At 41.2% G+C, this 25364-nt stretch carries 23 protein-coding genes; 7 read left to right on the top strand and 16 right to left on the bottom strand.

The annotated features are described in order from the left end of the window. Positions 1-81: 81 nt before the first annotated feature. From DRW42_RS00870 to DRW42_RS00860, 3 genes are all read right to left on the bottom strand, one after another. Positions 82-1869, bottom strand: coding sequence for an amidohydrolase (locus tag DRW42_RS00870; protein ID WP_113946939.1), 1788 nt, complete (start codon positions 1867-1869; stop codon positions 82-84). Between the two features lie 57 nt (positions 1870-1926). Further along, a complete protein-coding gene (locus tag DRW42_RS00865) occupies positions 1927-2616 on the bottom strand; it encodes a hydrolase (RefSeq protein ID WP_113946938.1) in 690 nt (229 codons plus the stop codon). Between the two features lie 144 nt (positions 2617-2760). Further along, positions 2761-3633: an alpha/beta fold hydrolase gene (locus DRW42_RS00860; RefSeq protein WP_113947175.1), complete on the bottom strand. Its 873-nt coding sequence runs from the start codon at positions 3631-3633 to the stop codon at positions 2761-2763. Positions 3634-4107: 474 nt separating this feature from the next. On the opposite strand from DRW42_RS00860, the gene DRW42_RS00855 reads away from it, so the two are divergent. Together DRW42_RS00855 and DRW42_RS00850 are read left to right on the top strand one after the other, a co-directional pair. Next, positions 4108-4944: an alpha/beta hydrolase gene (locus DRW42_RS00855; protein WP_113946937.1), complete on the top strand. Its 837-nt coding sequence runs from the start codon at positions 4108-4110 to the stop codon at positions 4942-4944. A gap of 96 nt (positions 4945-5040) precedes the next feature. Beyond that, positions 5041-5967, top strand: a complete 927-nt coding sequence (locus tag DRW42_RS00850) for a LysR family transcriptional regulator (protein WP_113946936.1) — start codon at positions 5041-5043, stop codon at positions 5965-5967. A gap of 303 nt (positions 5968-6270) precedes the next feature. On the opposite strand, the gene DRW42_RS00845 is transcribed toward DRW42_RS00850, so the two are convergent. From DRW42_RS00845 to DRW42_RS00795, 11 genes are all read right to left on the bottom strand, one after another. Then, positions 6271-7476, bottom strand: a complete 1206-nt coding sequence (locus DRW42_RS00845; protein ID WP_113946935.1) for an MFS transporter — start codon at positions 7474-7476, stop codon at positions 6271-6273. A 56-nt stretch (positions 7477-7532) separates the two neighbouring features. After that, positions 7533-7892, bottom strand: a complete 360-nt coding sequence (locus DRW42_RS00840) for a cupin domain-containing protein (protein WP_113946934.1) — start codon at positions 7890-7892, stop codon at positions 7533-7535. 20 nt (positions 7893-7912) lie between these two features. Then, on the bottom strand, positions 7913-8548 hold the full coding sequence (locus tag DRW42_RS00835) for an alpha/beta hydrolase (RefSeq protein WP_113946933.1): 636 nt from the start codon (positions 8546-8548) through the stop codon (positions 7913-7915). Position 8549: 1 nt separating this feature from the next. Then, entirely contained in the window at positions 8550-9485 is a 936-nt protein-coding gene (locus tag DRW42_RS00830) for a ring-cleaving dioxygenase (RefSeq protein WP_113946932.1), read from the bottom strand. Between the two features lie 387 nt (positions 9486-9872). Continuing rightward, positions 9873-10232 carry a response regulator gene (locus DRW42_RS00825; protein WP_113946931.1) on the bottom strand — a complete coding sequence of 120 codons (360 nt, stop codon included), beginning with the start codon at positions 10230-10232 and terminating at the stop codon, positions 9873-9875. 216 nt (positions 10233-10448) lie between these two features. Beyond that, on the bottom strand, positions 10449-10586 hold the full coding sequence (locus tag DRW42_RS29465) for a UBP-type zinc finger domain-containing protein (RefSeq protein ID WP_208643475.1): 138 nt from the start codon (positions 10584-10586) through the stop codon (positions 10449-10451). A 158-nt stretch (positions 10587-10744) separates the two neighbouring features. After that, the gene (locus DRW42_RS00815; RefSeq protein ID WP_113946930.1) at positions 10745-12406 is read right to left on the bottom strand and encodes an NAD(P)/FAD-dependent oxidoreductase; all 1662 of its coding nucleotides are present in this window, start codon (positions 12404-12406) and stop codon (positions 10745-10747) included. Between the two features lie 5 nt (positions 12407-12411). Then, positions 12412-13830, bottom strand: coding sequence for an ATP-binding protein (locus DRW42_RS00810; protein ID WP_113946929.1), 1419 nt, complete (start codon positions 13828-13830; stop codon positions 12412-12414). A gap of 39 nt (positions 13831-13869) precedes the next feature. Further along, positions 13870-14853: an alpha/beta hydrolase gene (locus DRW42_RS00805; RefSeq protein ID WP_113946928.1), complete on the bottom strand. Its 984-nt coding sequence runs from the start codon at positions 14851-14853 to the stop codon at positions 13870-13872. Positions 14854-15026: 173 nt separating this feature from the next. Beyond that, positions 15027-15815, bottom strand: a complete 789-nt coding sequence (locus tag DRW42_RS00800) for an alpha/beta hydrolase (RefSeq protein WP_113946927.1) — start codon at positions 15813-15815, stop codon at positions 15027-15029. An 841-nt stretch (positions 15816-16656) separates the two neighbouring features. Further along, a complete protein-coding gene (locus tag DRW42_RS00795; RefSeq protein WP_113946926.1) occupies positions 16657-17118 on the bottom strand; it encodes a DUF1810 domain-containing protein in 462 nt (153 codons plus the stop codon). Between the two features lie 210 nt (positions 17119-17328). Here DRW42_RS00795 and DRW42_RS00790 point away from each other — a divergent pair, with 210 nt between their 5' ends. Beyond that, entirely contained in the window at positions 17329-17520 is a 192-nt protein-coding gene (locus DRW42_RS00790) for a hypothetical protein (RefSeq protein WP_113946925.1), read from the top strand. A gap of 840 nt (positions 17521-18360) precedes the next feature. Here the strand turns inward: DRW42_RS00790 and DRW42_RS00785 are convergent. Beyond that, positions 18361-18852: a DUF421 domain-containing protein gene (locus tag DRW42_RS00785; protein ID WP_113946924.1), complete on the bottom strand. Its 492-nt coding sequence runs from the start codon at positions 18850-18852 to the stop codon at positions 18361-18363. Between the two features lie 206 nt (positions 18853-19058). On the opposite strand from DRW42_RS00785, the gene DRW42_RS28990 reads away from it, so the two are divergent. From DRW42_RS28990 to DRW42_RS00765, 4 genes are all read left to right on the top strand, one after another. After that, the gene (locus tag DRW42_RS28990) at positions 19059-19232 is read left to right on the top strand and encodes a DUF6496 domain-containing protein (RefSeq protein ID WP_167437777.1); all 174 of its coding nucleotides are present in this window, start codon (positions 19059-19061) and stop codon (positions 19230-19232) included. 237 nt (positions 19233-19469) lie between these two features. Next, complete coding sequence (locus DRW42_RS00775) at positions 19470-20000, top strand: hypothetical protein (RefSeq protein WP_113946922.1); 531 nt, start codon at positions 19470-19472, stop codon at positions 19998-20000. A 408-nt stretch (positions 20001-20408) separates the two neighbouring features. Next, positions 20409-20822, top strand: a complete 414-nt coding sequence (locus tag DRW42_RS00770; protein ID WP_113946921.1) for a response regulator — start codon at positions 20409-20411, stop codon at positions 20820-20822. Beyond that, positions 20809-23616: a PAS domain S-box protein gene (locus DRW42_RS00765; RefSeq protein ID WP_113946920.1), complete on the top strand. Its 2808-nt coding sequence runs from the start codon at positions 20809-20811 to the stop codon at positions 23614-23616. The genes DRW42_RS00770 and DRW42_RS00765 overlap by 14 nt, the downstream gene beginning before the upstream one ends. Positions 23617-23825: 209 nt before the next feature. On the opposite strand, the gene DRW42_RS00760 is transcribed toward DRW42_RS00765, so the two are convergent. Next, the gene (locus DRW42_RS00760; protein WP_113946919.1) at positions 23826-25361 is read right to left on the bottom strand and encodes an FAD-dependent oxidoreductase; all 1536 of its coding nucleotides are present in this window, start codon (positions 25359-25361) and stop codon (positions 23826-23828) included. Positions 25362-25364: the final 3 nt, after the last annotated feature.

The raw sequence follows: 25364 nt of genomic DNA, 5'->3' as shown, positions 1-25364 counted from the left end.
AATGGGCTAAACGCAAAAAAAGGCAAATCCTTAATTAAAAGTTTTGCCTTGTATGCAGCGATACGATTTATATCTGTTTTTTTAACGGCTTTGGTAGCCACCGTAGAAGTTAATCGGGCTCCAGCTGGGTATAGCACTGGGGATTTTCGGAGCAAGTTTTTGATATTCCTGAGCACCATAAACAACCTTACCGTTCATAATGGTTAGGATTGAACAAATATCTTTTATTTCATCCTCCTTAATGTCAAGGTAATCCGAGTTAAGAATTGCCAGATCGGCCAGTAAATTTTTCTTTAACATCCCGCGTTCATTTTCCTGATGAATTAATGAAGCGCTTCCCAGGGTATATATTTTCAATGCGGATATTCTGTCGACCTGATTTTCACTGGAAGCGAATTTTAATCCACCTAATGACTTTCCGGATACAAATTGGTAGATCCCAATCCAAGGATTGAAACTTGAGACCCTAGTGCCATCTGTACCTCCTCCAACACGTATGCCCTTGGCTAGCATTCTGCGGACCGGGGGTGTATGAAGCGCAGCCTTTTTGCCATATCTCGAAACGAATCCCTCGGCTTGGAAAGCCATTCTGTCCTGAATTGACAGGCCACCGCCTAAAGCCTTTATACGATCTAGATTTGCATCACTCACCGTTTCCGCATGGTCAAAAAACCAGGTCAGTCCATTAAATGGAGTTTCACGGTTTACCTGTTCCATAACATTCAAAAACCTGCTGATGCTCTCATCATAAGTTGCGTGCAATCGAAATGGCCAGCGGTTTTTCACCAGTTCACTTATCACTGCCTTTAGCTGATTCTCCATAGCCGGAGGGAGTTCAGGTCGCGGTTTGAGGAAATTTTCAAAATCCCCACCCGACGCTACTAAGTTTTCTCCTGCACCCTGAACATGGTATTCAGTTTTCTCGCCTTCAAATGAATCATCCGTTTGATGGTCTGAGAGATCAACCATACCAATCCATTTCAGGTAGTCTTCCAATTCTGTTCCAGGTTTTTGAGCAAATAAATAATATGGTAATCTTATATTTAATTCCCCCTTCTTGGATAACATATCAGTAATCTGATAGTCGTCTGGAAAGTTCTGGAATCCCCCTCCCGCATCCATTACACTAGTTACGCCCAACGAATTTAAATCGGATATGAACCGTTTTGTGGAATTGATTTTTTCTTCCGTAGTGAGTTCTGGAAGCTTTGATAGCGTAGCATACAATATAAATGCATTGGGCTCAGCAACCAAAAGTCCGGTAGGCTCCCCAATTGGATTCTTTTGTATTAGCCCCCCAATTGGATTCGGCGTATCACCTGTAATATGCAATGCCTGAATACCAGCCTTATTTAAAAATGCCTGTCCATACAGATGCAGAATGAAGGTTGGAGTAGCTCCTGTAGCGTTGTTGATTTCATCAAGGGTAGGGAGGCGTTTTTCTTTGAACTGGAATTCACTCCATCCGCCAACAACTCTTACCCACTGTCCTTTGGGTGTACGCAATGCCTGTTCTTTAAGCATTGATAATGCCTCTGCCAATGTGTTCAATCCATCCCATCTCAGTTCCGCATTGTAAAATCGTCCACCGCGAATCACATGAAGGTGAGAATCATAGATTCCTGGGATCACTGTTTTTCCCCTGGCATCTATCACCTGAACATCTTTGCCGATGTATTTTTTTATTTTTTGGTTACTTCCAAGTTCAATAATTCTATTACCGGCAATAGCAAGTGCTTCAACAGTTGGTTGTTCATCATTCAGTGTAATAATTTTACCGTTTAGGATGACTTTGTCTACCTTTTGCTGGGAAAATATACTCCCAGAACATACAATGATCAAAAATAGGGTTGTTTTAATTCGTTTCATGGTCTGCCTTGATCAGAGGGACAACGCATGCATTGTCCCTAGATAACTTATAATTATTTAATGTTTGATCATTTCTTTCGCATATTGGATCCCAATCCCGTATGCTCCTCCGTACTGTTTAATAAGGTCGGTAGTTGCATTGTAAGTTTCTGATCTTGCCCAATCACGCTGTAGTTCTAAAAGATACTGAAGCGATGTTATCGGTTGCACACCCGCTTTAACCATTCTTGTAACGGCCTGATCATGTGCTTCGGTAGAAACATCACCACTGGCATCTGTAATTACATAAACGGTATAACCTTCATTGATAGCTGATAAAGCTGGCCCAACTATGCAAACACTCGTCCACAGACCACCTAAAACCAATATTTTTTTGCCTTTGCCTGTAATTGCCTTATGCGCATTTAGATCTTCCCAGCAATTCATAGTTGTTCTATCAATAACAGTGGTAGAAGCAATCGGATAAAATGAACTGATTTCAGGAAATACAGGACCGCTGAATGATTTTGCCGCCACAGTTGTGACCACGGTTGGAATATTGAAAATTTTGGAGGCGCCTGCGGTTAGGGCCGCATTGTTTCGAAGCACTTCAATGGACTGATTCTTGACAGCGAATGCCATCTGACTTTGATAGTCTATTAAAACCAGTGTATGGTTAGTAGGGTTTAATAATTGCGGACTAGGCTTTTGTGCGAATCCGTATAGTGATGTTATAAGACTTACAGATAACAGAATTAATTTTTTCATATTGATTTGATTTTGTGAATAGTTAAGGATGATAGCAAATGTGTGTGCGCGGGGCATTTGTTTATAAACCGCACATGTTCGTTTAGGATGATGTTATGGCAGCGGGGTCATAAAGTTCTTAGGTTAATTTCCCTTAGAGCATTATTATCTTTTAACCTTACGGTCTAAAAAATCTTCAATTGCTGCTGCCATTTCATCCCCCTTACTTTCGAGGGCAAAATGCCCGGCATCATACAAATGGTATTCAAGGTTTTTTACATCCTTCTTGTATGCTTCAGCGCCACTTACAGGAAAAATGTAGTCGTTTTTTCCGTAAACAATAAGCATTTCGGGGTTATGGTCTCTAAAGTATTTTTGCCATTTGGGATAGTTAGGTGGATTGGTTCCGTAGTCATAGAATAAGTTCAGTTGGATCTGATTATTTTCCGGTCTTTCAAGATGACGCAGATCAATCTCCCAATTATCCGGACTTACAACTGAGGTATCGGGCACCCCGTGGGTATATTGCCATTTTAATCCATCTGGCTGATGAAAGGTTTCGAGCGTGCTTTCTGCTGCTTTATTATTTCTGTCTTTCCAGTATGCCTTGAATGGATCCCAGAAAGTTTCCAGGCCCTCTTCATAGGCGCAACCGTTCTGAACAATCAATGTGTCAATTTTTTCTGGATGTGCCGAAGCGATTCTCCAGCCAACCGGGGCACCGTAATCCATCAGGTAAAGGCTGTACTTTGATATCTCCAGTTTTTGAAGCAAGGTGGTAATAATCTCGGCAAAGTTATCAAATGTGTATTCGAAGTCTGCAATCGGAGGCTGTTCACTTCGGCCATAACCAGGATAGTCTGGGGCGATTAGGTGATATTTGTCCGATAAGCTGTTCATCAGGTTGCGGAACATGTGCGAGGATGTTGGATAACCGTGCAAAAGCACTAATGTTGGTGCTGTTTTCAGTCCGGCCTCGCGGTAGAAGATATTGACACCGTTAATGTCAATGAAGTGATACGTGGTTTGATTTTTCATAATTTTCCAAATTAAATTTATCTTAAATAGTGAGTGTTGGCTACCATAACTGATTTGTTCTAGTGGCAAACCAAAAGTACCGGCCAATGCCAAAATTTGTATATAAGGCTATTTATACCAGGTATTATTAAAATCATAAATGCTTAAAACGGCCAGGTAACCGTAAATCCCAAATGTGAAACAGGGCCGAAAAGGTTAGTGGTTAACCCGGGCTGCCAAAATCCAATACCGAAAGTTTTTTCTTCAGAGATTCCAAATCGCGATTTACCGATCAAACATTTTTGATATCCCAACTCCGATATTTTCAGAGTTTACATTAATGAAACTCCGAAAAAATTGGAGTTCTGGTGAAATCCTTGATCAAAACGCAGTTGCATTTTTATTTTATTTAACTGATAATCAATGTTTTAAAATAAATTTAGTTTGCATTCCATTTTTTATTATTTATGGCACATAATTGACTGGTGCTTAGTTATGAAGTCACAGAATGAACAAACTGCAACATTTGCAAACCAGAATGGCCAGCACATTTTTTATCGAAACTGGAATAGCCCCAGCCAGCTCAAAGGGATAATCGTAATTATTCACGGGCTCAATTCTCATAGTGCGTATTACGAAGATTTTGCATCTCAGCTTAACGGAGAGGGGTTTGAGGTTTATGCTATGGACCTGATCGGTAGGGGTCGCTCAGAAGGCGAAAGGTATTATATACCTGATTTTCATGGAGTATTGTCAGACATTGATACCCTGATTAATATTGTTGTATCCAGGCATCCAAGCATTCCCGTTTTTTTGCTTGGGCATAGCGCTGGAGGCGTTTTTTCTTCCGCTTACGCTGTGGAAAATCAGCATAAGCTCCAGGGACTAATTTCAGAAAGCTTTGCATTTAAAATTCCGGCGCCTGCATTTGCTCTAGCGGCCATAAAACTCCTTGCCCGTTTTATTCCTCATGTCCGTTTGGTCAAATTAAAAAATGAAGATTTTTCCAGAGATGCTGCCCATGTGCTTAAAATGAACAATGATCCATTGTTGAGCCATGAAAAGCAACCTGCAAAGACTATGCAGCAACTTTTGCTCGCATCCGAATATCTTAAAGAAGAAATGAGTTTGATTAAGCTCCCGCTACTGATCCTTCATGGTACTGCGGATGGCGCAACTTCGCCATCCGGAAGTGAATACTTTGAAAAACACGCATCCTCTTCAAATAAGCTATTGAAACTGTATGTAGGGCATTATCATGACCTGCTCAATGACAAGTACAATGGACTTGTTACACGGGACATTATACACTGGCTAAACGACGCGATATAAGTTGAGCAGCAGAACATCCAAGAGACATACTCTTTTGGTATGGTACTGCAACAAGTTGTAACGAACGATTAATAAAAAACCTTAAACCAACAAACAATGATTAATCTAGAATGGTTCAGAACCTTTAAAGTCATTTATGAAGTCGGAACACTTTCGGCTGCAGCAAAAGACCTGTTTATTTCCCAACCAGGTGTTAGCCTGCACTTAAGCTCGCTTGAGTCTTTTGCCGGCCATCGGCTTTTTGACCGGGATACCCGGAAAATGGTAGCTACAGAAAGAGGGACAATGCTATATAACTTTATAATCGACCACATGAATAAGCTTGAAGAAGCGGAACATATCTTCCGTAGAAAGTCAAAGGCTGAAAAACCAACTGTCAGTGTGGCTATGTCGATGGAAATCTTTCAGCACGTACTGGAGTCCAATATCACGGATTTACCTTTCAACCTGGTTACCAGGTTTGGTGATTGTCCGCAGATGCTTCAGGATTTGAATAACGGTACCTTAGATCTGATTCTTACTACACTAAAGGGTACGCAGCATAACCTGGATTATAAGCCATTCAAAACGGAAAGGATTATATTGATCTGTGGCAACCAGACGGATACCAGCGAGTTTGCAGAGCTCCTCTCTCAAGATAACCGGCCGGCTCTTAGAGATTGGCTGAACGATCAGATCTGGTATACAACTGCGTATGATATGGAATATCTTAAAAATTTCTGGTCAGCAAGTTTCGGCGCCTTACCGAGTTTCAGACCAAAATATGTGGTGCCCTCTTTCGCGTCAATTTTAAGGTGTATGTCCAATAACAAGGGTTTTGCCGTTGTACCCGATTTCCTTTGTGGTAAAGAACTTGCAGAAAAAGGTATTAAACTGGCATGGGAGGGAAGTCCGCCAGTAGAAAACACACTTTATTTTGCCAAGCGCAAAAATACTGCGTATCCGGACGAGATTAAATACCTTGAAGATATTTTAAACAAAAATTGGCCTGTTGGTATGGAGAAGTTATCATTGGTGGATTAGTGGATGCTGATACATTCCATGATGGATATATCCATGGCTGATTTTCATTGCTGGAAAAGGGCATTTCTGGATTTTAACCTCATTAAGCAAGATGTTTATAACCATTTACATTCGGCTTGAAGCTGTTGAATAAAAATTATTGATTAAACAGTTGCCACAGGATTTAATTGAAATGACCTTGTATGTTGTAAAACAATTGGTGTTTCGGAGGGCTCAGAATGTGATCGGATTAAAATCTTAGCGATATGGGGCTTCTTTCCAAATCAGGAATGTATATCATATGGATACCCCATAAACCTTTAATTATTTTCCATTAATAAAAGCCGAATTTGCTGGAATACCATTTTTCTTCCAAACTCGGATTGAGATGTAGGCTAGTGCTGCTACAGTTGAAATCAAAAACAATAACCCGGCGGATAAGTTGATGCTTAGCAATGCGAACATTACCAATGGGCCAATGCCGTAGCCCCCAAAAAGAAATCCTGTCCCATGAGCGGCGGGAGACAAAAGCGTTTGCCTTTCCTGAGGAAGCTTAACAAGGCCCATAAATAATGGTTGACTACAACCGAACCCAATTGAAATAACAGCCAGCAGGCATTCGGCCAGGCCGAGCGACAAATTTCCCCATAATAGTAAAAGCCCTAAAATGGTTAGCCCCATAGTGGCGTATAAAAAGGTTATCATTTTCTTATCCATCTCCAAATGGTGGAATAGAAAAGATAATGCAAAACCCGGAAAACCAAAAATAAATAGTTCGGTTGCAATCTCAGATTCATTCAGGCTATATTGAACAGTGAAATAATGGCTGATCCAAACAAAAACCCCAGAATGAAACAGACCTGTCAAAAAAGAAAAACTAAATATAAATCCGGCATTGCGCTCTAAGGACTTAACATTCCCGGAATTTTCGATGAGTATCCCTTGGGGAATAAATTTCTCTACCTTCTTAAGCAGGCATAAAATGAAAAATAAAGTACATAGTATGCTTAAACATAGATAAAGCATTCGCCAGCCAAATACACCGTTTAGCCAGCCCCCGATACTGGGGGAAAACGTCATGCCCGTGGCCAGTGCAAAAACAACCGGTACGATACGCTCTAAAGATTTTGGCTTTTTGGTATGGCAAACATTGTGGAGAATCGTCATCGGCAATAATGCACCTGTCCCTAAACCAACCAGCGCTCTTGTTATTAGGAAAAAAAATGCAGTCTCGCTAATACTTAACAGATAACTTCCTAATGCCATAGAACCGAGTGAGAGCAACAAATACCCACGAACTGGCACATGAATTTTTAAATAGGCCGTAGCTATGGCAGCGATAGAAAATGCTATAGCAAATACAGGAATGCCAAGCGCAGGCAATGGTGAGGCAAAGTCTCTTGCTAAGCTTGGCGAAAGAGGTGCAATTAAGTAAGCCTGGAACATCACAAGCATGCATGCAAATAAAGTAGTATATTCATAAGTTAAGGATAAAAGTCCTTTGTGGCTGCGCTTTATCTGCTGAATCATCCGTTGGAAATTTATTGTAGACTATAGTTAATGGAATGCCGGATTACCGGTTGTTATTATTTGAGGATTATAAATAGCGAGTTCCTGGTTTTGTACTCCAGATTTTGGCTTCGGTGGCCTTTACCGGTGGTATCCTCCATAAGTAGGATCTCGCCCGGCTGAAACTGCCTTTTCTCTCCCAGTGAGGTTTCGATTTCCACACCAAGATCGAGCAGCACGACAAATTGCCTTTCTGGGGCTTGATGAGCATCATTATAATCGGCTCTAACCGTTCTAAAGATCATTTCCTTGACTTGAAACCGATCGGAAAGAAAACCGATGGGCCCAGCATCCAAAAGCGGATATTCAACCTCCTGAAAGTTGCTCTCGCCCTCCGCATCTGTATAAACGCGTGTGACTTTGAAGGTCTTTGTCATTTTATAAGCTAATTAATCGTTCAAACGTGATTGTCACTGAATATCCAGTCATTGGCGATGATCATTTCATTAGCAAGGATAGTGTGCGGCTTATCCTTATAAATTTCCAGTCTGACATTTGCCTGCTGAAGTTCCAGTTGTGCTACAGTTTCTTTAACTCTTTTTAGTGGTACATGCGGATCCATATTTCCTGTGGTGATCAATACCCGAGTTCCTAAAAAATCACCTTCGTAATTATCATTTACCAAAACTTCTCCAATCAGACCACCTGTAAAAGCTATTGCACCTCCGTACTTGCCTGCATTTCTGCTGATATACTCCAGCATTAGGCATGCACCCTGTGAAAATCCCAGAAAGAAAATTCTCTCCCGGACTATACCATAATTTAATGCATGCGTGACGAGCTCAGCAACAATTCCCAGTGAAAGATTTACTGAAGGCTGATTTGTAGCAATAGGTGCCATAAAACTGTGCGGGTACCAGCTGTTTTGCAATGCTTGTGGAGCAAATATGGCCATTCCTTCAATTTGTAACTCATCAGAAAGCGCCATGATATCTAATGCATTACCGCCTCTTCCGTGAATCATGATGAGTACACCGGTGGCTGATTCAATTGGTTGTCCAGCGGTCAAATAGTTGCTCTGTATTGCGTCCATCTTATGTTAGTTTAGGCAATGTAATTTCAAGGGTTTCACGCAATTGTTCATATTGTTCGGGCAACATCAGCTTTTCACCAAGGGTTTCTATCGGTTCATCGACCATAAAGCCGGGGTTCTCCGTAGCCAGCTCAAATAAAACCCCTCCCGGTTCGCGGAAATATATGGAATAGAAATAGTTTCTGTCAATCTTTTCAGTGACATGTAGACCAAGACCAATAATCGTATCCCGGAACTGCATTAAAATCTTTTCATCCTTCACTCTGAAAGCGACGTGGTGTACCGATCCCATAGATACGTGGCCCGGAATTTCAGATTTCGAAACCAAAATGTCAACGATTGCTGCATTTGTAACCGAGTTGGTGCTAAAACGGAAGAGATTATCTTTTTGCTCCACTAATTGATAGGCAAATACTTTTGTTAATATATCCGCTGTTGGCGCTAAGTCGTTTAGTGTTAAAGTTATATTGTAAAATCCTTTCAGTGCATTGTTTCCGGGTACTTCTTGAGATGTCCAAGGTTTGCGTATATCTTCCTTTGAAGAGCCAATCAGCTCCAAACGAAGTCCGTCGGGATCGAAAACAGTTAAATATGGTTCATTGAACTTTTCAGCAACATCAAGGTACTTTACGCCGTTATTATCAAAGCGCTGCTTCCAGAAATCAAAACCTGACTTATCTATGGAATATCCTATGGCTGTAGCCTGACGTGTTCCGGGTCGTCCCGCCGGGATTCCCTCATTCGGAAAAAATGTCAAAATGGTGCCAGGTGTACCCATCTTATCTCCATAATAGAGGTGGTAAGTTTCGGGATCATCGAAATTCACAGTTTTTTTAATAAGCCGAAGTCCGAGGATTCGGGTATAAAAGTCATAGTTTCTTTTGGCATCACCTGCAACCGCAGTAATATGATGAATACCTTTAATCGTGTTATCCATATTTTTATTTTATTAGAATGCGTAATTCAATCCTTTCTGCATTGAAGACCTCTATCTATTGATCGTTCAGCTTCCCTGAGAACATTTCTGTGGCTGATTCCGGCAGGTCCTTTAGACTTTCCTGAACAAATTCTCGCCAGATTACCTTAAATTGAATTCATCACCAACATGATTTATTTTGAATAAAGTTCATTTGAAATTTTAAAAATGGAAAATCATACGACTTATACCTGTTATCATTATTTTGATAGTCATCTTGATTGTTCTGGCAGGAATGTTCGTAATACCGGAGTTCATTTTGGGTTGGATCGGCAAGTTGAGAACCAAGAGGGTTATTTCCGTATCAACAGTATCGAACATGGTGATCCTAATCTGACTGGTTTTTGGTTAGGTCTTTCCAATATGTCTTTCTACAAGGTTATAAAATGAAGCAAGGTCGAACGGCTTCCCGATATTCCCGTCAAATAACCAAAGATTCTTTTTTTTGAGAATGCTTTCATCGCAACTCATCGCAATGATAGGGAGGTTAGGATATAGAGATTTCATTCGACCGCACCACTCTATAGACTTATCGGAAGGTAAACTAAGGTTAATGAGGATTAGTGAAGGTGCTATATTCTGAATTAGTTTAATCAGTTCCAGTTCGTGCCCCGAGTAACCGATAGCTTCATATTTTTCCATCTCCAACGCATGACAAAGAACTTCCAACAGGTTTAGGTTCGGGTCTATGATTAATATAGTTTTCATCACGTAGTCTATACTTTGGTAACACTGCCATAAATGATACACTAAAAATTGGTGTTTAAGAATATGAATTAAACATTGGAATAGCTTTTAGCATTTCTTATCACACATTTTAGAGATGTAAGGATGATGATCTTGGAAAAACTGCGTGCTCAGTGTGGCTTTACGGTTAATTGTTACTGCGCATAGATATAGACCGATGTGGGTTTATCCAATACATCAGTCGAAGTTTACGCCCTGTTGATCTTTATAACACCACATCCAATTCTCTCCTGGCTCGGCAGAACTGGCTACCAGATGGGACATTGACAAAGCATGTGTACGAATATGCTTATGGTCTGATGAATCGCAACACAGCGTCGCTCAACAACTTTGGCAGACCCTCAGATGAACCCATTTGCCTCCAATTTTGACGCATTCTTCGCATTCAAGTTTCCCACTGGTCATGATTTTGTTAATTTCCCTGATGTGTATGCATAGAATCTTTTTTTCTGACATCGTTTTAAAAATTTGCGTTAGTGTTCTGCTAAATATTTGTGGACAAAGGAAATCGCCATCGAACCTTCACCAACTGCCGAAGCGATTCTGTTCATTGCCCCGGAGCGCACGTCGCCAGCTGCAAAAATACCCGGAATACTGGTCTCAAGTAAGTAAGGATCTCTTTTAAGCTTCCAGAATTGCCCGAACCTGCTGTCGTACCTTAGATTTTGCCCCGTTCTGATAAAGCCATTAACATCCCGTTCGATAGCCTCTCCAAGCCAGTCGGTGAATGGCTTAGCCCCTATAAAAATATACAATGCAGCTGCCTTATATTTTTCAAGACTCTTGCTTTTAATATTTTCGATTAACAAATCTTCCAGGTGGCTTTGGCCTGAAGCTTCCCTTATTTTGCAGTTTGTCAAAACCTCGATGTTGGGCAAGCTTTCGATCTGCTTAATTAGGTAGGAGGACATCGTATTGGATAAGCTTTCTCGTCTGATGAGAATATGTACTTTTTTAGCAAATTTAGAAAGGTAAACTGCAGACTGACCCGCAGAATTGCCTCCTCCGACAATATAAACCTGCTGCCCCCTACAGGAAGCCGCTTCGCTTACGGCTGCTCCATAATAAATTCCGGCACCTGTAAAATCGCTAATGCCCTTAATCTCTAGTTTTTTATAGTCGACTCCGGTAGTTATAATTACTGCCCGGCATTTGATTGAGCTTTGATCGTGGAGCGTAATTGTTTTATAATTATCTGTTTCGCTGATGGATAACACTTCTTTTGGAGAAAGTATTTCCGCACCAAGTCTTACGGCCTGGCTAATCGCCCTTCGGGATAAATCAGCGCCTGTTAGTCCGGAAGGGAAACCCAAGTAATTTTCTATCCTGGAACTCGTTCCTGCCTGTCCACCCGGAGCTTTGCGCTCTATTATAAGGGTTTTAAGACCTTCGGAAGCGCCATAAACTGCAGATGCAAGTCCCGCAGGACCTCCGCCGATAATTACAACATCATACATCTCAGTCGTTACTCCGGCACCTGCCCCGATTTCCAAAGCTAGAGCAGAAACATCTGGCTGGATAAAAACTTCTCCATCTTCTGTTATAACCACAGGTAAATTCTCCAAACTTAACCCGTTAAGTTGAAGCAGTAGATTTGCTTCCGGATCTTTCTCTACATCCAGCCATTGGTATGGAATCAAATTGCCTGCCAGATAATCCTTAAGTTTGTGCGAAAATGGCGAGTATTGGAAACCAATTAACTTGAGTCCCTTGAATTCAGGGCGGTAATTAGCCTGCCAGTCGGATAGGAGGTCATCCAGCACGGGATATAAGCGTTCCCCGGCCGGATTCCACGGTTTCATAAGGTAATAATCCAGCTGGATATGGTTGATCGCCTCAATGGCAGCTTGGGTATCGCTGTATGCAGTCAGCAGTACCCGTTTCGCATTGGGAAAAATGGCCATAGCTTTTTTCAAAAATTCTATTCCCTGCATCTCTGGCATACGCTGATCGCTGATAAAAATAGCAATTGCTTTTGACTGATTCCTCAATTCGGCAATAGTTTCTAAAGCTTGGTGCGCGGAGCTGTTGCTGATGATCTTATATCTTTTTTCATACTGGGACTTTAAATCCCGTGTGATTGAATGGAGAACCTGGGGGTCATCATCAATCAAAAAAATTAAAGGTTTTTCCATTTTATTTATGGTTTAATTGCCTGTTTGTGAGTGTTGATTGGGATGCAAACTGTAAAGACCGTATTGCGGGGAACTGAATATACCTTAACTGATCCGCCCTGCCTAAGTATAATCCTTCTGACATTTTCTAGGCCCATGCCTGTGCCTGATCCTATAGGTTTGGTTGTAAAAAAGGGATCAAATATGTTGTTTATGATATCTTCAGGGATTCCCGGTCCATCATCGGTAAAGCTAACCTTGATGTTATTACCCGCAAGTTCGGTCACAATCGTAAGTGATCCCTCTTGGTTTTCAAGCATGCTGTCAATTGCATTGTCGATCAGATTGGTCCAGACCTGATTAAGTTCTCCAGTATGCGCGTTTACCGGTGGAACTTCTTCACCATAGCGCTTGTTAACGCGAATTTTTCCAACTCGGATTTTATGTCCGAGCATACGGATGGTGTTATCAATTCCCTCATGGATATTAGAATATGACCTCTCTTGGCCTCGATCCATGTGCGTGTATATTTTGACGGATCGGACCAAATCTGCTATTCGCGATGAAGCCACTTCAATGTTACGGGCAATTTTTTCGGTAACAAGGGAGTTGGTCAGTTGTTTAAATAAGGCTGCCAATGCTTTTTGCGGAAGACTCTGTTTGAGAAATTCAAGCGAGTCGCTTTGGATATTGAAATCTGCAAAAACTTCGATCATTTCTTCAGTATAGCTGATGGAATTACGCTCCATCCATTTGGTGATGGAATTTTCTTTCTGATTTTGCTCCTTGTAGGATAGTTCTTTTTCCTGATGCCCGGAGATTATTTCTACAAGCCGGCTTTCAATACTACTTCTTTGGGTATTTACCAAACATTCCGTTGGAAAGAAACTATTGAATAAGAACTCTGCACGAATATGTTTTTTGAGGGCTAAAGCATCACTGATGAGCGCTGAGGCCGGATTATTCAATTCATGGGCTAAGCCCGCTGCCAATTTTCCGAGCGAAGCCATCTTGTCATTTTGTTGCTGAAGCGTGGTGTAACTTCTGACTCGGGTATTCATGATATGTACCAATGACTGGGTAAGCTCAAAATGTAAACTGATCATTTCCCGTACCATTGAGGTTTCAAAGGATAGCACTTCGACCTGGTCGAGGGCAAGTGCATTTAATGGTGCGATATCGCTTCTTGAGTAGGGAAGGTATCCGAAGATATCGCCCGTTTCCAGTGTCAAAAGATCCTGCTTCTCGTTGCCACGATACATAAACATTAAAATATTTCCCTTTATTAAAAAGTGTGGCCCATCGATTTTTTTTCCCTGTATTCCTACAAATGCTCCCCTTTCAAATTTTCTGATCTTGCTGTGCTTGATTAGCCAGTTCAACTGGTCATGAGGGACTGTTGAAAGACTTTCAAAATTCAATAATTGCTGAAGAAGGGTTAGCATTGTCTGTTCATCTATGTAATAAATTAGGCCAGGTTACACTTAAGCCCACAGATATTTGTGTAACTCAGCAGATGCATGCGCAATTTGCGACTTCACCTGCGTCAGCTTTGCCAAAGGATTAAGCAAGCCAAAATCATGAATCATACCATTATAGCGTATGGTGGTTACATTGACTCCGGCCTGATCCAGTTTTCGGCCAAACTTCTCTCCCTGATCCCTCAAAATATCAGCTTCTGCTACCTGAATTAATGTTGGCGGAAGCTTTTTAAGTTGCTTGCGGTCTGCAAGAACAGGGGAGATGTAGATACTGCCAAGCGCCTGCTCATCGCTGGTATAGTTGTCGAACATCCACTTCATTTTTTGTGAAGTTAAAAACCTGTCACTGCCATATTTATCATAAGATTTCCAATCTGTGGTATAGCTTGTTACCGGCCACATCAGTATTTGTAGTTTGATCTCTGGCCCATTGTTTTCAATTCCCCGGATCGCACTTGCGATTGCCATGTTCGCCCCGGCGCTGTTGCCTACCAGCGCCATCCGTGTAGCATCAAGATTATAATCATCAGCATTTTTTGATAACCAATCCAGTGTTGCAGAAATTTCATCCAGTGCCCTTGGATATTTTACTTCAGGTGATAGACTGTAATTTATAAAAATCCCTGCTGTGCCTGAGTGGACAACCAAATCTCTTACCAATCGTCTATGGCTCGGATAGTCACCTAAAATCCAGCCACCCCCATGAATGAAAACGAAAAAGGGTAAAGATCTTTTGCTGTTCTCGGGTTTTAAAATGTTTAATTTTATTTTGTATCCACCAGAATCGATGTTTTGTTCGGATTCCTCAATTCCAGAATAATCGACTTCGCTCGATGCTTGAAGATCCGCAAAAGCTTTTCTTGCTTCAGTAACCGATAAATTTGCTGCGGTCGATTCTAGGGCGTTGAACTTTATAAGGAATTTTTTTGTTTTTTTTGAAAGTGCTTTATCCTTCTCAACCGGGTATTTTTTTTCAATTTCTTCCATTATGTATAGGTTTTAATTTTCATTGCAGTAAATAGCCTTGAAGCGCTTGTAGCAAAGTTGGTTAAGGAGATTGAGGAACATAAAATATGCTCTGCAGAACTGGACGTTATGCAGAGCAGTTTTAATTGTACTGAAAATCAATATTTTCCACCGGTATTATGGCTGAATTCCAGTTAATTAACGGCTGTCGCCGCATTGACGATAACTTTAGCAACTTGTTCAGGCTGTGAAATAAATACCGCATGACTTCCCTTTACCTCTGTAACTTTAGTGTTCGAGCGTTTATACATCGCTCTTTGAATTGAAGGAACAAGTGTCTTATCCTCGGTCGAAACTACCGCATAACTTGGTTTTGTTTTCCATGCTGCAACCGTAAGTGGAGTTACAAACCCCTTCACATTGAAGGCGCCCTGTGAGGCTGCCATAAATTCAGCCTGCGCTTTTGGAATATCCGCTCCGAAACCGGCGTGAAATTTTGCAAGATCATAATAAACCATTCCTTTTTCATCTGGATTAAGTATTCCGCCTTCAGGAGCTGGTGGAGCGGTCATTACCCATTGCAACACAGTTTCCCCCTTATCTGGTTGAAAGGCTGCGACGTAAACCAATGCGGCAACTTTAGGGTGATCACCCGCTTGGGTAATTACGGCACCGCCATAAGAATGACCTACCAAAATCGTTGGTCCATCTTGCTTATCCAATGCAAGTTTAGTAGTCGCCACATCGTCTTCGAGTGAAGTCATTGGATTTTGAACTACTGTTACCTTAAAACCCTTTTTGGTCAGTATAGAGTAGACGGCACTCCATCCCGAACCGTCGGCAAAAGCTCCATGTACCAATACAATATTTTTGACTTTTGGTGCCTGTGCGGATACTTTCTGCGGCGTTAAGATCACTGCAAGTAATAACAAGGCCAAAGTTCCTACCCTGGCCGGTTTTTGGATTGATAATTTTGTTTTCATATTTTTTAAAATAATGGTTTTAGAGACGCCCGTCGGGACAATGGATTCCGGACACAATGTTTTCCGTATCCTGTACAAAGTTGGTGGTTTTTGAAGTCCTGCAAAATCATTTAAATTTTAGCAGTTATTAAAAATATAATGCTATTATTAAGTATCGGGAAGTCACTCAGTATATTTGCGAGTAATGATTATCTTTAGAAATGTGCTGCTACTGTTGATTAGGGATGATGGGATAACACCTAGTGAAGATAGGGAGCCGGGCATAACATTTTCATGGTGCCCTTCAGGGGGGGCTATCGGTAAATCTTACCAACATACATGGAAACTTCGCTGAGAAATTTCGTTTCAAGCTAACCAAATATGTCCATAATAATCGAATAAAATGTCAAAGCCATATCCTGTTGCCCTTAGAAAATTTCCTGTCAAAGCCTCATAATCGCTGCTGACTTTCCTGTTATCAATGAAAAGAAAGTTGATATCACTGTAGTCTTTGTACTTATTCATTACCAATTTCATCACAGCGAACGACTACGAAAGAGAGTCGAACTATTCAGCTTAGTAATCTATAAATAAGTATAGCATGTGTATTTAATGTTTTTAGGACAACAAAAAATCACCTTCTCCTTAATTGCAAATTCTTTAAAATAAAGGACTGGATATTCAGTCATCAGGGAAATTAAAGACACTATTTAAGTAACTATTTAATGTATTCCTTTTGTCATACAGAATCTGACAGCAAAAACAACTTAAATGGCATTGACGTGCTACCGCTAAGGTTAGATCCATGGATGGCTCTGTAGTAAATTAGCACACTACAATGTTAAACGACTACACAGTAAAGTTAAAGTCCAAGTATGCGAAGCGTTCTGTTGTCTTTCTCCCCGGAAAAGAATGCATCAAGAACCTGTTGAAAAACTGCCGGAGCCTTAGCGACACAAGAAAATAAGCTCATACTTGACCTAAGTTTCAGATCATCCGGACTACCAAAAATTTCATGGGCAGTGCGGTTTTTGTGACAAAGCAATCTTTCACTGATTTCCATTAGCCTGGGGCCTAATAATGGATGGTGCAAATAAGCATTAGCCTGCCTAAGGTCCTTAATGGCGTAATACTTTGCTGTTTCAGATAGGCCGAGGCCGCGGATCTGAGGAAAGATATACCACATCCAATGGGATCGTTTTTTTCCTTTGCTTATCTCAGTTAGCGCAGTTAAGTAGTCACGTTCCTGCGCGGAAATAAACTTTTCAAGTTCCTGGTTGGCCGTACCAGTTTCATAACTAATGTGATCATCTTTATTTTTCATAAATAACTTTCTCCTGACGATATAAGATTTAACTATAGATCTTTTAAAATAGTTTTAGGAATGAGACGTATCTTGCCTTTTTCCTTAGGGAAAAGCCAAACTCACCCCGCCATTTTTTATTGTCGAGTCGAAATATTAGAAAGTTGAATTATCCATTTATAAAATAGTCAAAACTATTTCTATCGATTAGGATTTTATATATAAAAAGCTATGAAAACATTACGGTTATTTTTATGTGTCACAGCTATTGCTGGAATGGCTCTACAGGGATGCACTAACCCTTCAGAAAAGGGTAAAAAAGTGAAGTTAAAAATGACTTCAAAGGATACTTCCGCAAAGAAGGTTGATACCTTGCAGCCACAGAAAAAACTTGATCCGGGAGATTCAGTAAGAAAGTATTAATGTATTTTCTTTGCCATCTAAAAATGGACCAGCAAATTAATGCGTTTCCTGTTTGACAGAAAATTACAGAAATATTGTTTGATAAAGTTCAGAATGGCAGATGAAATTATGTTGTGTTTAACTTGCCCCAACACCATTTCGGAAAGCAGATTTTAGGTTAATAGCTGATGAAATCTGTAAATTAACTCATAATACCATTGTTAAGTTAACTAAGGGATCGCCGGTCTCAACTCGTTAATTCCTTATCGATAGTCTAGTGGTATATTCAAATTCCCGGCAAATTACCGCTGGCTAAAGCACCTGTGCATCCGAAATCGGCCCCATGGTGTCCTTAGAAACCCGCGAGAAGACATGAGAAAAATTGCGAATATCGATATTGGTCTGATATTTAGGGAAAATCTGATTATCCAAAGGGATTTTTGTTGATGTAAATCGCATTAAAGTTCTTATACGCATGAAAATCAAGTTAACCAATAATTTTCAATGATTCTAAAAAAAATAACGGTCTGCAATTAATAATTACTGTATAACTTTCTGCGTGCGGTTACCGATCTCGACTAAAGGAAAAGACAAAAATTAGTTTTGAGGCGGAATACAATGCATTGGATTAGATGATTTGACAGTCTGCTATTTGCAAGCTTTTGGTAAATGCCGGATAATATCTTTTCTCATTTGGTTTGGTTGCAATTAGGTCTTATCAATGCAACTTGAAACATAAACCTATCTACACGTCATAATAAAAAACATAACAAAATCAGAACCGTGTAGTCAAAACCAATGCAAAACGCACTAAAACTTTCGCTGAAGTACTATGGTGATTATTTTTTTTACATATAATGTTTACTTATTTGAAAGGAGAATGCTCATCCGCCCATCTCGCTCCATATATATGGAATCAATCTTTTCGAGATCGTCCCGGTGCATTACTTGTCGCACCTGCTCCATTATCTCCTGTTTTCCTATCAGACCCTTCTTTAAATTTTTATCGAGGAACTGCCCATTTTGATAAAGTACAAGTTTTTTGCCGGAAAACCAATTGCTTAACTTGGGTTCAACACTAGTCAACCAGGCTAATAATCTGTGCATTACGACAATTAGGGTGCTTGAGACTACCACAGGTAAAAATGGAGATGCCCCTACAACTGCCCTGCTTAATACAGCGCCTAATAAGATTACGATGATATTATCCAGAGGGCTCCTCAAGGCGAATGAGCGCCTACCAGATATGCGGATTAATAGATAGGCCAATGCAAATACGATTGCTGCCCGGCTGCACATCCCTAAATAAGAAAGTTCTGTATTGGTCTCAAATAAAAAATTACTCCAGTCCATAAATAATGGTAATTAAGTTTTCGGCTTTATGCTTATTATGTTCAATGGTTTGTTTTACTTACTTTTTGCAGGAGAGGTTATTTTTTTTAAAACCTTTTTATTTTCCAATAGGTTTTAAAAAAAAGGACTAAGTCGATTCCAATATTGTGGAAGACGCGGTGAGGGACGGTGATAGAATTATAATACAGATAACTAAGATTAATGTTATGGCTAAGTATTCAAAGAAAGCTGGCGAAAAAGTCGAAAAGGCTATCCATGAGGAAAAAGAGGGATCGCTAAAAACCGGAACCGGAAAGAAAGTTACCTCTAAAAAGCAAGCAGTAGCAATTGGCCTGCCCGAAGCGAAGAAAGAAGGAGCGAAGGTGCCTAAGAAAAAATAACCGGTTTGGTTTCAATCCGGGTCAGGGTTGGTTCAGCGTATCAGTCCATGAATTCAGATCTAGGTGGTCCCACATCTAGATCTCCTGATTGAGTGAAGAAACTCAAGTTAGTATGATCTTAAAACCTGAGCGCTGAACTAGCCTGATTGACCAAAACGAAGCAGAACTATTATTGCAGACAGGAAGTCTGCCACAAATTGGGAGTTGTTGTCATTATTACCGTGGATTGGCTAAATTATGTTATACTTAATTGGAAATTTTCAGACTCTTCGCTTAAGTTCTTTCATCACAGCGTGCATCGTTATCGGATTCTCGATTTTTTTTACTAGTTGTCATAAAGAAGATCCTAACGGTTACAGTTATCCTGTTCGTGAATTTATCATAACGGCAAATGAAGAAATGCAGTTTCAAAATGTTCTCTTGGCAGAATGGAAAAAAAATCCGTCGAGTGTGAAAAATTTTGATGTCATCGCGGATAGGGAAAAAACAGCCAACAGCTACATGGAGAAATTAAAAATGTTCGCTGATCAATATGGGGTAGTGCTTGCTGATTCACCGGATAACAATCGTTTGGAGCAAATAATGGAAGCTAAGGGGGCGGTAAGAAGTTTGATTACTTTGGCAGTCCGTTCTGATCAGCACATGATTGAACTCCATGTTAAAGCTTCCTCAAATATTGGGGTAGATGATTCTGCGTTAAGATCGTGGGCCAGCTCGCGACTCGCAGATTTCACTGAAAATTTAGATCGTCTACAAAAGTTGAATTGACCAGCATTGCTCTGCCTGATTAGGCATCTGACTGTCTGTAAAGTGCTGTGAACTTGTCGCAGTACCTATTAAAAAGCGGGCATGCTTCAGGTCTGCACGAATTCCAATAATTTCTCCACAATAGTTAACTTCCAACCTTATCAAATTGCAGCCTCTTTAAAAAGCGTTGGCACTTTTTAAAGTTTCAAATCTGGATAGTCCTGCATGGGCAGAATCAAAGCCCTATCTGTTACTCAAGCGATACCTTTTATAGATACCCGTTCATTAACAAAAAGTACGGTATGTATATTTTTAACCATACAATTTGAATTAACTTATTGGGTCGAACAAGGTTTAAACTTCTTTGTTTAACCAGAAATCTTTGCGGGCAGGCTTGCTTGAGGTAACAAAAAAAGTTAATTTAGCGCAATGGGGAAGAAGGTAATCATTTTTGAAGACGACATGGACCTGGCACTAATCTTCAGTTTTTTGTTTGAAGAGGAACGCTGGGATGTGAAGACCTTCGAAAACTGCGATTGTGCGGTTGGGATTTGTAAGGAGTATTCCCCGGATTTGATATTAATGGATAATTGGATCCCTACTATTGGTGGTAAAGAGGCGATACGGCAGTTAAAAGGTGATCCCCAACTAAAAAATATACCGGTTATTTTAGTTTCAGCAAACAATAATATTAAAGAGGTTTTCGCAAATTCAGGTGCAGATGCATATCTGGCCAAACCTTTCGACCTTGAGGATCTGTTGGTTCTCGCCCGGCAACTGATCCAAATAAAAGTTTGCCAAACTGATCTCTTACTACAATTATCCCACCATGAAATACCCTAATAATACAGATCTAAACCAAAACGACCGGGAGGTTGCTGCCATTATTGAAAGCGCTCCATTTCCTATCGCCGTCTACCATGGCAAGGAAATGCGGATTGTCAAAGCTAACCAGTCTGTGATAGAGGCTTGGGGTAAAGGACCCGAGGTGATTGGCAAAACCTATCGTGAAGTTCTTCCAGAACTTGAAAAAACCGATATTTATCAAAAGCTTGACCAGGTATTCAGTACTGGCATTGCTTATCATGTCCGCAATAGCAAAGTGGAACTGGTTGTGGAGGGCAGGCTAAGAGAGTTTTATTTCAACTATAGTTTTACTCCGCTGTTCGACTCTGAAGGGAAGGTTTATGGTGTAATGAACACTGCAGCTGATGTGACTGACTTGAACCTTCAAAAACAAAGAGCTGAATTTTCAGAGCAAAATTTTCGCGAAATGATCTTACAGGCTCCGGTAGCAATGTGTCTGCTTAAAGGCCCAGACTTCGTGGTAGACCTCGCAAATGATGCGATGATTGAGATCTGGGGAAAACAAAAAACAAACGTAATGGGGGTTCCTGTATTCAAGGCGCTGCCCGATGCTAGGGAGCAAGGGCTGGAGCAGGTTATGGAAGCAGTTTATAAAAATGGCATACCTTATACCGCCAGTGAACTTCCTGTGGTACTGATGCGTCATGGCAAGCAGGAAACCGTATACCAGAATTTTACTTACCAGCCCTACCGGGACCAGCACGGGGAAATCATCGGAATCCTTGCCACCTCAGTGGACATCAGTGAACAAGTTGTTGCCAGAAAGGATCGTGAGAAGGCTTATGAACAGATTCATCTATCTAAAACAGCTGCTCAGGTAGGCACATTCGATATGGACTTAGAGAGGGGAACAATGGAATGGGACCCCAGATGCCGCGAACTTTTTGGCATTTCCCATAATCAAATGGTAAACTATAAAAAAGATTTTGTCCAGGGACTGCATCCCGATGACCGCGGCCGAATTACCTCAATCATCGACGGGCTAATGGAAAGCGAAAGCTCGGGGGGAGATTATGATGTGGAATACCGTACACTGGGTGCCACAGATCATAAACTACGCTGGGTCAGGGCAAAAGGAAAAGTTTATTATGAAAAAGGCAGGCCGGTACGGTTCATCGGATCTGTGCTCGATATCACTGCTCAGAAAGAACATGAATTGAGCCTGTCGGAACTGGCAGAAAAGCAGGCCCGGTTTGTGGCGGTGGTCAATTCTTCTGATGACATTATCATTTCAAAAACCCTGGAAGGCATTATTACCAGTTGGAACCCGGCGGCGGAACGCGCGTTTGGCTATAGTGAGACAGAGGCAATTGGACGTCACATTTCCATCATCATTCCAAAACAACGCTTGGGTGAGGAAGATTATATCCTCTCACAAATCCGTAAAGGCGAGAAGGTCGATCACTTTGAGACGGTAAGGAAAACAAGAGAGGGAAAAGCCGTCTACCTTTCTTTGACAATATCACCGATCATTGATGAGCAGGGAAAAATCATCGGTGCTTCTAAGATAGGCCGCGACATTCAGGCTCAGAAGGTTGCCCAGCAAGCTGCGGGCCAATATACAAGGCGACTGGAAATCATGAATATGGTAATGGGTTCGGTTTCTGAAGAGCTGGATCTCAATAAGATTCTTCAGAAAGTTACCGATGCGACTACTGAGCTCACTGGAGCTGGTTTCGGAGCATTCTTCTATAATAAAATTGATCAGGGTGGAGAATCCTATACACTCTTTACCCTTTCAGGCGCATCGCGTGAGTCTTTTGAAAAGTTTGGTATGCCACGTAATACTGCTGTTTTCCAACCTACATTTTCTGGACAGGGTGTGGTGCGGGTAGACGATATTACCAAGGATCCAAGGTATGGCAAAAACGATTGCCATTACGGTATGCCCAAGGGACACCTCCCGGTGGTGAGTTATTTGGCGGTGCCGGTAACTTCAAGATCCGGGCAAGTGATAGGAGGGTTGTTTTTTGGACATCCCGAACCTGGGAAATTTACCTCTGAACATGAAACTTTGGTTATTTCCATAGCTGCTCAGGCTGCAATCAGTCTGGACAATGCGAAGCTTTTAGAAGAGGTTTTGGCACTTAACGACAAAAAGGATGAATTTATCGGCTTAGCTAGTCACGAGCTAAAAACCCCGCTCGCATCCATCAACGGTTACCTGCAAATTCTTTCCCGAATTATAACAGAGGACCGACCAAAGATGTTTCTGGAGAAAGCTTTGATCCAGGTTGGCAGAATTACTAAGCTGGTTAATGATCTTCTCGATGTATCCAAGATTGAGGCTGGGAAGCTCCAGCTGACCATTGCAAAGTTTAATCTTATCTCAGTGGTACTGGAAGCCATTGAACTCATTGAACATTCGGAGAGCAGTCATCTGATTTCCTACACAAGCGATATTCAAGATTGCCTCATAGAAGGGGATTCACAGCGTGTCGAGCAGGTGGTTATTAACCTGTTATCCAATGCCATCAAGTACTCTCCAAAAGCTGGAAGAGTCGAAGTCACTCTTTTCTGTGATGATCAAAAGGTAACCGTTTCTGTTAGAGACTTTGGCCCTGGCATCGCTCCTGAAAAGCTGAAAAGCATTTTTGCAAGGTTTTACCGAATAGATGAAGCGTCTCCAAATATCTCCGGACTTGGTATAGGCCTCTACATTTCCCACGAGATCGTAAGCCGTCATGGTGGGGAGATTTGGGCAGAAAGCAAACTTGGGGAAGGTGCAGTTTTTTATTTTTCCCTTCCATTAAGCCTGAGCCCTGGGTGAAAATGTGATCCTGAAAATAACATCTGAAGCTCGAAAAACGTAAATAGGATATTGCTGGATTATATACGATTTTCTCTGCTAATTGCTGGAGGCGGGCGGAAAGAGCGGTAGGATTATCAACCGATCATTAATAGCTCGATTAGATGATAAAATACCCTGCTCTTTTCGCTGGTTCGTGATTAAAGTTAAGCCTCTTTTGAAGATGATATTCAAGAGGGTAGGGTAATCTGATCAAGACTTTTTCTCGGAGGCCCGGTAATTACTTTTCCCTGAACATCAAACCTTCCCCCGTGGCATGGGCAATCCCAGCTTTTTTCCGTGGCGTTCCAGTTTACAATACAACCCGCATGGGTACAAACCGGGCTTACTGCGATAGCTTTTCCTTCTTCATCTTTGTATAAAGCAAGTTTTTCGCCTTCAAACTCCACAATTTTTCCCTCATCATTCTTAAGTTCACTTACTGAAGTAATGATTTCTGTTTTGAAGCGGTCAGCAATAAGATGGTAAGCCACATCGGCATTCTCTTTTAAAAAATCCATAAAGCCAGAAACCGGTTTGATCCTTGAAGGGCTGAGTAGTTTGGAAAGTTCCGTTTCATTTCCCTCGATCAGCTCTGTCAGGATCTGAGCAGAAAGGGAGCCGAAAATCATTCCGTTTCCGTTAAATCCTGTAGCAACGTAGCTGCGCTCGTCTCCGCCGGGAAATTTTCCTATATAGGGAAGGCCATCTACCGGGACGTAATATTGAGAAGACCAGCGATAGCGAATTTCCTCAAGTTGGAAGTTCTCTCGCGTGTAGTTTTCCAGGTCTGAAAATGCTTTTTCGGGGTCATCATGTCCGGTTTTATGGTCTGCACCCCCGATCAGTAAATACCTTTCACTATCAATAATATGGCTACGGAAGTAGTGATAGGGTTCTTGCATATCATAGGCCAGGCAATCGGGATAATCATCATTTTTCAACTTCACTGCAAGGACATAACTTCTATATGGAGCATTACGGAGAGATAGAATATTGATTCCCGGAGGGATATGGGTTGCCCAAATGAGGCTTTTAGCCCTATAGGTCCCACTGGACGACTTGGCGATATGTACATCATCCTTGAATTCTGTGCTTTCAATAAAAATATCTTCAATAATATCTCCACCAAGTCGGAGAAACTCCTTGGAAAGGCCAAGTATATAATTTACAGGGTGAAACTGCGCCTGTCGACGAAATTTGAGTACACGTTCAAATGGTAAAGAAACGCCATTTGCGGAAACTTCTGAGACATCTATCCCTGCTTCAATAGAGGAGGAAAGGATGGATCCGAGTTGCTGGCTCTCCTTTTCATTCTGGGAAAAAAGATAACCATCCTTATATTCAAAATCAGCATCTATTTCGAATTCTTCGATATTTTTTCTGACCTGCTCTATCATTTCCTTTGCCGCCTGTCCAAGAAGGTTAGAGGCCTCTTTCCCAAAATCACTATCAATTTCAGGATATGTGGCATCAAGAAAAGTATTGAGGTGCGCGCTCGTCCCGCCTGTGGTTCCAAATGCGAGTTTATGGGATTCTATCAGCAGACATTTTTTTCCTTTTTTCTGAAGCTTCAATGCTGTAGATACCCCAGTAATCCCCCCGCCAATGATCAGCACATCATAGATATACCTTTCCCCTGATCCATTTATCTCCGTTTTTGAAGCTGCACTTTGCCACAGACTAATGTTAGCGCCGTCCCGTTCCCTAATATGATTATTTTTCATCGG

This window comes from Pedobacter miscanthi (genome assembly GCF_003315595.1).
Taxonomy (GTDB): domain Bacteria; phylum Bacteroidota; class Bacteroidia; order Sphingobacteriales; family Sphingobacteriaceae; genus Pedobacter; species Pedobacter miscanthi.
This window is presented reverse-complemented; position numbering and strand designations above follow the sequence as displayed.

Excerpts from the sequence above, each read along its gene's own strand:
- DRW42_RS00855 (WP_113946937.1), top strand. The coding sequence starts at position 4,108 with ATGAAGTCACAGAATGAACAAACTGCAACATTTGCAAACCAGAATGGC.
- DRW42_RS00775 (WP_113946922.1), top strand. The coding sequence starts at position 19,470 with ATGTTATACTTAATTGGAAATTTTCAGACTCTTCGCTTAAGTTCTTTC.
- DRW42_RS00845 (WP_113946935.1), bottom strand. The coding sequence starts at position 7,476 with ATGATTCAGCAGATAAAGCGCAGCCACAAAGGACTTTTATCCTTAACT.
- DRW42_RS00800 (WP_113946927.1), bottom strand. The coding sequence starts at position 15,815 with ATGAAAACAAAATTATCAATCCAAAAACCGGCCAGGGTAGGAACTTTG.
- DRW42_RS00870 (WP_113946939.1), bottom strand. The coding sequence starts at position 1,869 with ATGAAACGAATTAAAACAACCCTATTTTTGATCATTGTATGTTCTGGG.
- DRW42_RS00830 (WP_113946932.1), bottom strand. The coding sequence starts at position 9,485 with ATGGATAACACGATTAAAGGTATTCATCATATTACTGCGGTTGCAGGT.
- DRW42_RS28990 (WP_167437777.1), top strand. The coding sequence starts at position 19,059 with ATGGCTAAGTATTCAAAGAAAGCTGGCGAAAAAGTCGAAAAGGCTATC.
- DRW42_RS00850 (WP_113946936.1), top strand. The coding sequence starts at position 5,041 with ATGATTAATCTAGAATGGTTCAGAACCTTTAAAGTCATTTATGAAGTC.
- DRW42_RS00765 (WP_113946920.1), top strand. The coding sequence starts at position 20,809 with ATGAAATACCCTAATAATACAGATCTAAACCAAAACGACCGGGAGGTT.
- DRW42_RS00785 (WP_113946924.1), bottom strand. The coding sequence starts at position 18,852 with ATGGACTGGAGTAATTTTTTATTTGAGACCAATACAGAACTTTCTTAT.
- DRW42_RS00825 (WP_113946931.1), bottom strand. The coding sequence starts at position 10,232 with ATGAAAACTATATTAATCATAGACCCGAACCTAAACCTGTTGGAAGTT.
- DRW42_RS00860 (WP_113947175.1), bottom strand. The coding sequence starts at position 3,633 with ATGAAAAATCAAACCACGTATCACTTCATTGACATTAACGGTGTCAAT.
- DRW42_RS00795 (WP_113946926.1), bottom strand. The coding sequence starts at position 17,118 with ATGAAAAATAAAGATGATCACATTAGTTATGAAACTGGTACGGCCAAC.
- DRW42_RS00815 (WP_113946930.1), bottom strand. The coding sequence starts at position 12,406 with ATGGAAAAACCTTTAATTTTTTTGATTGATGATGACCCCCAGGTTCTC.
- DRW42_RS00810 (WP_113946929.1), bottom strand. The coding sequence starts at position 13,830 with ATGCTAACCCTTCTTCAGCAATTATTGAATTTTGAAAGTCTTTCAACA.
- DRW42_RS00840 (WP_113946934.1), bottom strand. The coding sequence starts at position 7,892 with ATGACAAAGACCTTCAAAGTCACACGCGTTTATACAGATGCGGAGGGC.
- DRW42_RS00835 (WP_113946933.1), bottom strand. The coding sequence starts at position 8,548 with ATGGACGCAATACAGAGCAACTATTTGACCGCTGGACAACCAATTGAA.
- DRW42_RS00790 (WP_113946925.1), top strand. The coding sequence starts at position 17,329 with ATGAAAACATTACGGTTATTTTTATGTGTCACAGCTATTGCTGGAATG.
- DRW42_RS00760 (WP_113946919.1), bottom strand. The coding sequence starts at position 25,361 with ATGAAAAATAATCATATTAGGGAACGGGACGGCGCTAACATTAGTCTG.
- DRW42_RS00770 (WP_113946921.1), top strand. The coding sequence starts at position 20,409 with ATGGGGAAGAAGGTAATCATTTTTGAAGACGACATGGACCTGGCACTA.
- DRW42_RS00865 (WP_113946938.1), bottom strand. The coding sequence starts at position 2,616 with ATGAAAAAATTAATTCTGTTATCTGTAAGTCTTATAACATCACTATAC.
- DRW42_RS00805 (WP_113946928.1), bottom strand. The coding sequence starts at position 14,853 with ATGGAAGAAATTGAAAAAAAATACCCGGTTGAGAAGGATAAAGCACTT.